Consider the following 7,004-nt stretch of genomic DNA (forward strand, 5'->3'; position numbering starts at 1 on the left):
TAATTGCATCAAATTCTAAAGCTTCGCACCAAGTTGCTATGCAACAAATGCGTGGCGGATTTTCGTCCGATTTAAAAGTTTTGCGCCAAGATTTACTCAATTTTGCCTCATTGATAGAGTTAGAACTCGATTTTGCTGAAGAAGATGTCAGTTTTGCAGACCGTGATGATTTTAGAGAATTACTTTCAAAAGTAAGTCGGCTTTTAAAAAGTCTTATCGCTTCTTTTGCTATGGGAAATGTCCTGAAAAATGGCATCCCAATAGCTATTGTCGGTGCTCCTAATGTGGGAAAATCTACACTACTAAATGCTTTGCTTAATGACGACAAAGCCATCGTTTCTGAAATTGCAGGAACCACACGTGATGCTATTGAAGATGAGTTAATTATTAATGGCGTTTGTTTCCGATTTATTGACACAGCCGGCATAAGAGAAACCAAAGATGTGGTTGAAAATATTGGTATAAAAAAGACCTTTGAAAATATAGAAAAAGCACAATTGGTTTTGTATTTGGTGGATGCTACAAAAATTGAAAATACCACCTTAGAAATTGATGAAATTCAGCGTAAATATCCCGATAAAAGGATAATAACTATTATCAATAAATCAGATTTAATTTTAGAAACAGAACATTTAAAACCTGCCTGCGGCAGGCAGGCTCAAAATTCAAAACTATATATCTCCGCCAAGCACAAAACAGGCATTGATGCACTTATAAAAGTCTTAACCGATTTATCATTTACAGGCAAACTAGCTACAAATCAGACTATTGTGAGCAATGCGCGTCATTTTGATGCTTTAAATCAGGCTTTAAATTCTATTAACGAAGTTTCAACTGGATTAGAAAATCAACTTAGCAGCGATCTATTGTCTATTGACATCCGTCAAGCGCTCTATTTTTTAGGTGAAATTACGGGTGAGGTAACCAACGATGATTTATTGGGCAATATTTTTGCTAATTTTTGTATCGGAAAGTAACCTCTTTTTCTTTGTAAAAGTATTCTTGAAAGTATAGCCAGATTATTAAATTTTAATCTGATTCTTTTTTAATTGTTTTTTCTCTCTTCTTGTAAATTCCCTTAAAATCAACTCCTTATTAAAATCTGCAATATAATTATTGAATTGTAAAAGTTGTTCTACGCCTTTTGAAGTAAAAAAATAAGGATTAATATATGATGTTCTTTTAACATATTTAAAAGAACTATTTCTATATTTTCTATTAGGCTCGTCATTAACAAGGTAATAAACACTAAAAATTAAGCTATTCAAATGATCTTTATTTGATTGATTAACAAGCCCTAAAAAAGTGCTGGGATAAACAGTTTGACCTTCTTTTACTAATATGCTATTTTTCTGAAAACCAGAATAGTTTGCAAAAGAACCATCTAAATGCTCAATTGTAATACTATTTTTTTTTCCTGAATAATAAGCTTCTAAATCTGATGTGTTATTGTCAATAATATTAATAACTACACCCTTTCTGGATGCAAAAATGCTATCTAAATAATAACCTTCAAATTGATACATTTTCCAATTCTCTGGTAAACTTTTGTCTAGAATTGCATTTGCAAGATTTTTTACATCATGAACTTTAATTTCTTTCCCTTTTTGAAATGGCAATAAGTATGTAAATTCTTTATTAACCTTTGGATTAATAATACCCTGAATATATGAGTAATTATAAGAAAATGTTATTCTTTTTTTTGAGTCAATAGGGGTCAACGAAAACAAACTACCCTGATTGTTTGATATAACTTCCTTAAAATGTGGATTATATGCGTTTTTAAGATTTTTTAAAATAATAGCTAATGTGTAATTTCCTGGCACATCTTTTTCATAAGAAAATTCATAACTATTATCGGATTTAAATTCAACTTTAACTATTACTTTTTGAATCTGTGCCAATGCACTTCTTTGCATACCAATAAAGGCTGTAATAATAATTATCGATCTAATAATTTTTTTTATCAAATTTAACTGTTTTAAAATCAATAAGGATAAAAGCCTTTTATTCGAAAGTTAAAAATTTAATGTTTTATTTTACGCTAAAAATTTTCTTAATAGAAATTGGCTTACCCATATTTGTAAACCCTTCTAGGCATATTTCAAAATCACCACTATTATCAGATGTATAAAAAGATAGCGAATCAGTCTCTTTATCTAAATTAAAATTAGGAGACCATAATAATTGACTTCTAAAATCAGGGATGCGATCTGACTTTTTGTCTTCATCATATTTTTGATTAAAATATTTTTTTACACCTAAAGGTTTAAACAACGACACTTTTTTTATAAAGCTCCCAGATATATTGGTTTGATAATTTCCTTTAAAGGTTTCAAAAGAAATAAGCCCTTCATAAGTTTCAGAATCATATAAAATTAAATCTGAAACAATGCTTACTTTTTCAATATTTTTAACATTTGAGTTTAGTAATTCATCATGATTTTGAATTAAAATACCATCTACTAAGACTAAAGGTAATTTATCGGATTCGAAAGTTTGATTGTAAAGTTTTACATGAAAAGCACTGTTATCTTTCTTTTGTTTAATATATACTTCATTAATAACTTCAACTATAGTTTCTTTAATCGTAGGGAACCGTGTATAATCATCTAGAAAATAAACCTTTGCTTTTGAGTTGTAAAAAGGAGTTATAGAATCTATGCTTTCGAAAGTATTGGGTTTGATTTCTGAATATACATTTTCAATTTGATTGTAAATACTTCGTTTTAATAGATAATCTTTTATTCTAGAAGTCATTTTAAAATTATAAAAACTAAGACTATCATAATTAACTGATAAATGCTCGCTCAACTTTATGTTGAAATTGTTTCTTTCATTATCAACAACTTGAATAATTGCATAATCGTTTTCATATTTTTCATAAATATTAAAATAGAACACGCCTAACTCATTAGTACTTGTTATTTTAAATATAGGCTGTTCCCCTGGAATTGAAAATGCTACTTTAGTATTTGAAGCCGGAAGATTTGTGTCATTATTAAAAACCGTACCCCAAAGTAATTCGCCTCTAAGTTCTGGCAAATAGATTGTTCTAGCTGTGTTGCTATTATGTGAGATTTCATTATACGATGACATATAGGTACTAGCAGTGAGATTTTTTGGGATTCGTAATGTGTCAATTTTTCTCACAGAGATAGAATAATTTCCATAAGACAAATCGCCTTTTAAGCTTTTAATATTTAAAACCACCTTTTCTCTATTCTTAAATGAATTGGTATTTATACTTAAATCTATATAATCGTTGTCAATAATACCCATAGGGATATTGTTATTCTCAATTTTAGTTGTATCAAGATTTATATTTTGGGATAAAATAGGGTCATTTTTAACAAGGATAGATGACTGATTTGATTGAAAAGGATTAATAATACTTATATCACTTTGAAAAAACTGATTTTGATCTAAATTCTTCATCCATTGTGTATATGCAATTAACTTGTAATTTCCTGATTTAATTGTGGTTGGTATGAAAAAATCTCCTTGCCCTAAACCACTATTCAATACTATTTTATGTTTAAAAACAGGAACTTTATCAACCCCAACTAATTCAACGTAAGCAATTTTACTAAAATTACTTAAACTATCAGACTTAGTATTAAGACAATAAACCTTATAATATAAATACTCGCCACTCAATAATAAAGACGTATTGTAATGAACAAATACTTTTTCTTGTGGCATCTTTTTATAAGTTTCTGATACATGCTCATTAGAAACTGTTTGGCCAATTGCCCAAAAACTTGTTCCTAAAAGGAAAACAATTGTAAAAAATATTATTTTTTTCATTTTATTAATTTTAATTATTCAATCCAAAAATCTGGTTTTAAATTACTTCCTAAAGCTGTACAATCGCCACATTCTCGCGTAACAAATAAATAAGGTCCTGCATTAAGATCTAAAGGATCAGGGTAATTAGGGTTAGGCATATAATATTTTCCGATACCACTTAAAATAAAAAGCATTAATTCTGTAGGGCTCCCATCTGTAGTACCATTAGGGGGTTCTAAATTTTCACATTTCGAAAAATAAGGCGGAAGCGGCTCGTTTGGAAAAAAATCTTGAAAATTGAAAAACATCCTTTGTGACGTTGCCACTGATGATAATTCAAAAAAGCCAACTACCTTTTCATTAGGGTCGTCAACCGAAAATACATTACCATTAAAAAACCCTGGTTGATTTTGAGAAAATACACTTTCTGATCCTGATAATTTATTTAGGGTTTTATAATAAGTGTAGGCATCTAGTGATTGCACATACTGTTTAACAACAATACTATAACGATACGAAATTTCGGTATTCTCTCTTGTTAATACCCTAATAGGAAATTTTGAAACATTATCATGAGACAAGCCATTTGTTTGGATTTGTAAAATAGCATTAGAATAGGCTGTTCTATAGCAAGTACGTTCTTCTTTAGTTTTTGGTACTGATTCAATTCTATAAGAACTTCCTGATGGAATTACAATTAAATCTGAGGCATTCCATTTTGGTGCAACAATTTTATAGGTTTCTTCGTACTCATAACGATAATATTTGGATTTGCCTGTGGGATCAAAACTATCAACAAATATTGATATGTTTTCAACGCCTAAATCATCAACTTCCTTTAAAGCATAAACATTGTCAATTTTAGTGATGTTGGTTAACTTGGTTGGCTGTGAACTATATGATTTACCATCACTAGTCGTTATCAAAAGCTGATAATCTATATTTGGCTGTGCACTAAACGCTGCTACAGAAACATATTTACCAGGGATTGTTTCATGAAAGTTATAGATATTATGAGAATCATCTGTAATTTTAACATCAGCATTAGTCTCGAATAAGGGTACCTCCTCATCAAGTCTAAATGTTCTGCTCAAATTAATTTCTTGCCATTTAAATTCGTTTGTTATAGTGGCCTCAATAACCAAAGCATTTTCAAATGTTAATGTCTTAATATCAAAAGGTTCTACACAACTTTTTGATATCAAAATAATGATTATAAAGCAAATTAATTTATATGTTCTAATTATTTTCATATTAATAACTATTCAATCCAAAAATCTGGTTTTACATTATTCCCATATTTGGTACAATCACCACACTCTGCCATTACCAATAAATAAGGCCCTGGATTTGAGTAAGAAGGTTCAAGGTTATTCATGTAATATTTTACTGTACCTCTAAGAATTAGCTCAACTAAATCTGATTCTTCTCCAGGTAACCACGGAATAGCTTGTGGACCAAAAGTCGAACATTTTGTAAAGTAAGGCGGAAGTGGTTCGTTTGGAAAAAAATCTTGAAAATTAAAATAAATTCTTTGCGATGAAACCGATGATACTTCAAAAAAACCTACAACCTTTTCATTAAGATTGTCAACCGAAAATACATTGCCATTAAAAAACCCAGGTTGATTTTGAGAAAACAAACTTTCTGAACCCGACAATTTGTTGAGTATTTTATAATAAGTATAGGCATCTAGTGATTGGACATACTGCTTAACAACAACACTATAACGATAAGAAATAATAGTATTTTCTCTTGACAAAACTCTAACAGGAAATTTTAAGATTCGATCTTTAGACAAGCCATTGGTTTGGGTTTGAATAATAGAATTAGAATGCAATGTTTTGTAACAAACACGTTCTTCTCTTGTTTTAAAGACTTTATCAATTGTCCAAGGATAGGCATTGTCAGTTACAACTAAATCATATGCATTCCATTTTGGTGCAACAATTTTATAGGTTTCTTCGTACTCATAACGATAATATTTGGATTTGCCTGTGGGATCAAAACTATCAACAAATATTGATATGTTTTCAACGCCTAAATCATCAACTTCCTTTAAAGCATAAACATTGTCAATTTTAGTGATGTTGGTTAACTTGGTTGGCTGTGAACTATATGATTTACCATCACTAGTCGTTATCAAAAGCTGATAATCTATATTTGGCTGTGCACTAAACGCTGCTACAGAAACATATTTACCAGGGATTGTTTCATGAAAGTTATAGATATTATGAGAATCATCTGTAATTTTAACATCAGCATTAGTCTCGAATAAGGGTACCTCCTCATCAAGTCTAAATGTTCTGCTCAAATTAATTTCTTGCCATTTAAATTCGTTTGTTATAGTGGCCTCAATAACCAAAGCATTTTCAAATGTTAATGTCTTTATGTCAAAAGGTTCTACACAACTATTTGATATCAAAATAATGATTATAAAGCAAATTAATTTATATGTTTTAATGATTTTCATATCAATAGCTATTCAATCCAAAAATCTGGTTTTATATTAGATCCAAAAAAAGTACAATCGCCACATTCTCGCATAACAAAAAGGTAAGGTCCTTCGGTCTCATCTAATGGGTTAGGATAATTAGGGTTAGGTCCGTAATATTTTATAGTACCACTCATTAATAGTGAAACTAATTGAGATGGCACTCCCCCTAAGCTAAAACTATCTGGTGAAAAAGTACCACATTCTGTAAAATACGGAGGAAGTGATTCGTTTGAAAAAAAATCTTGAAAATTAAAATAAATCCTTTGTGACGTTACCACTGATGATAATTCAAAAAAACCGACAACTTTTTCATTAGTGTCGTCAACCGAAAATACATTGCCATTAAAAAACCCAGGTTGACTTTGAGAAAATACACTTTCTGATCCTGATAATTTATTGAGTGTTTTATAATAAGTATAGGCATCTAATGATTGTACATACTGCTTAACAACAATGCTATAACGATGAGAAATAATAGTATTGTCTCTTGACAAAACTCTAACAGGAAATTTTGAGATTCGATCTTCAGACAAACCATTTGTTTCAACCTGTAAAATAGCATTAGAGTATTCTGCCTTATAACACACTCGCTCTTCTTTTGTTTTTGGTACTTTTTCAACATAAAAATAAGACCCACTAGAATTCACAATATAATCTGAGGCATTCCATTTTGGTGCAACAATTTTATAGGTTTCTTCGTACTCATAACGATAAT

6 protein-coding genes are annotated in these 7,004 nt (G+C 29.9%); 1 reads left to right on the top strand and 5 read right to left on the bottom strand.

Annotated features, from left to right (window positions below):
- Positions 1–977, top strand: a 977-nt coding sequence (gene mnmE, locus Q0352_RS09545; protein ID WP_299527054.1) for a tRNA uridine-5-carboxymethylaminomethyl(34) synthesis GTPase MnmE, incomplete at its 5' end; no start/stop codon positions are given.
- A gap of 45 nt (positions 978–1,022) precedes the next feature.
- Here the strand turns inward: mnmE and Q0352_RS09550 are convergent.
- From Q0352_RS09550 to Q0352_RS09570, 5 genes are all read right to left on the bottom strand, one after another.
- The gene (locus tag Q0352_RS09550) at positions 1,023–1,970 is read right to left on the bottom strand and encodes a hypothetical protein (RefSeq protein WP_299527056.1); all 948 of its coding nucleotides are present in this window, start codon (positions 1,968–1,970) and stop codon (positions 1,023–1,025) included.
- 64 nt (positions 1,971–2,034) lie between these two features.
- A complete protein-coding gene (locus Q0352_RS09555) occupies positions 2,035–3,810 on the bottom strand; it encodes a hypothetical protein (RefSeq protein ID WP_299527058.1) in 1,776 nt (591 codons plus the stop codon).
- A 14-nt stretch (positions 3,811–3,824) separates the two neighbouring features.
- Positions 3,825–4,997: a DUF4249 domain-containing protein gene (locus Q0352_RS09560; protein ID WP_299527060.1), complete on the bottom strand. Its 1,173-nt coding sequence runs from the start codon at positions 4,995–4,997 to the stop codon at positions 3,825–3,827.
- A gap of 56 nt (positions 4,998–5,053) precedes the next feature.
- Positions 5,054–6,265, bottom strand: a complete 1,212-nt coding sequence (locus Q0352_RS09565; protein WP_299527062.1) for a DUF4249 domain-containing protein — start codon at positions 6,263–6,265, stop codon at positions 5,054–5,056.
- An 8-nt stretch (positions 6,266–6,273) separates the two neighbouring features.
- On the bottom strand, positions 6,274–7,004 hold a 731-nt coding region (locus Q0352_RS09570; protein WP_299527064.1), incomplete at its 5' end, for a DUF4249 family protein.

Source organism: uncultured Lutibacter sp., assembly GCF_937891065.1.
In the GTDB taxonomy this organism is placed as follows: domain Bacteria; phylum Bacteroidota; class Bacteroidia; order Flavobacteriales; family Flavobacteriaceae; genus Lutibacter.

Coding starts and splice junctions, on each gene's coding strand:
- Q0352_RS09555 (WP_299527058.1), bottom strand. CDS start 3,810: ATGAAAAAAATAATATTTTTTACAATTGTTTTCCTTTTAGGAACAAGT.
- Q0352_RS09565 (WP_299527062.1), bottom strand. CDS start 6,265: ATGAAAATCATTAAAACATATAAATTAATTTGCTTTATAATCATTATT.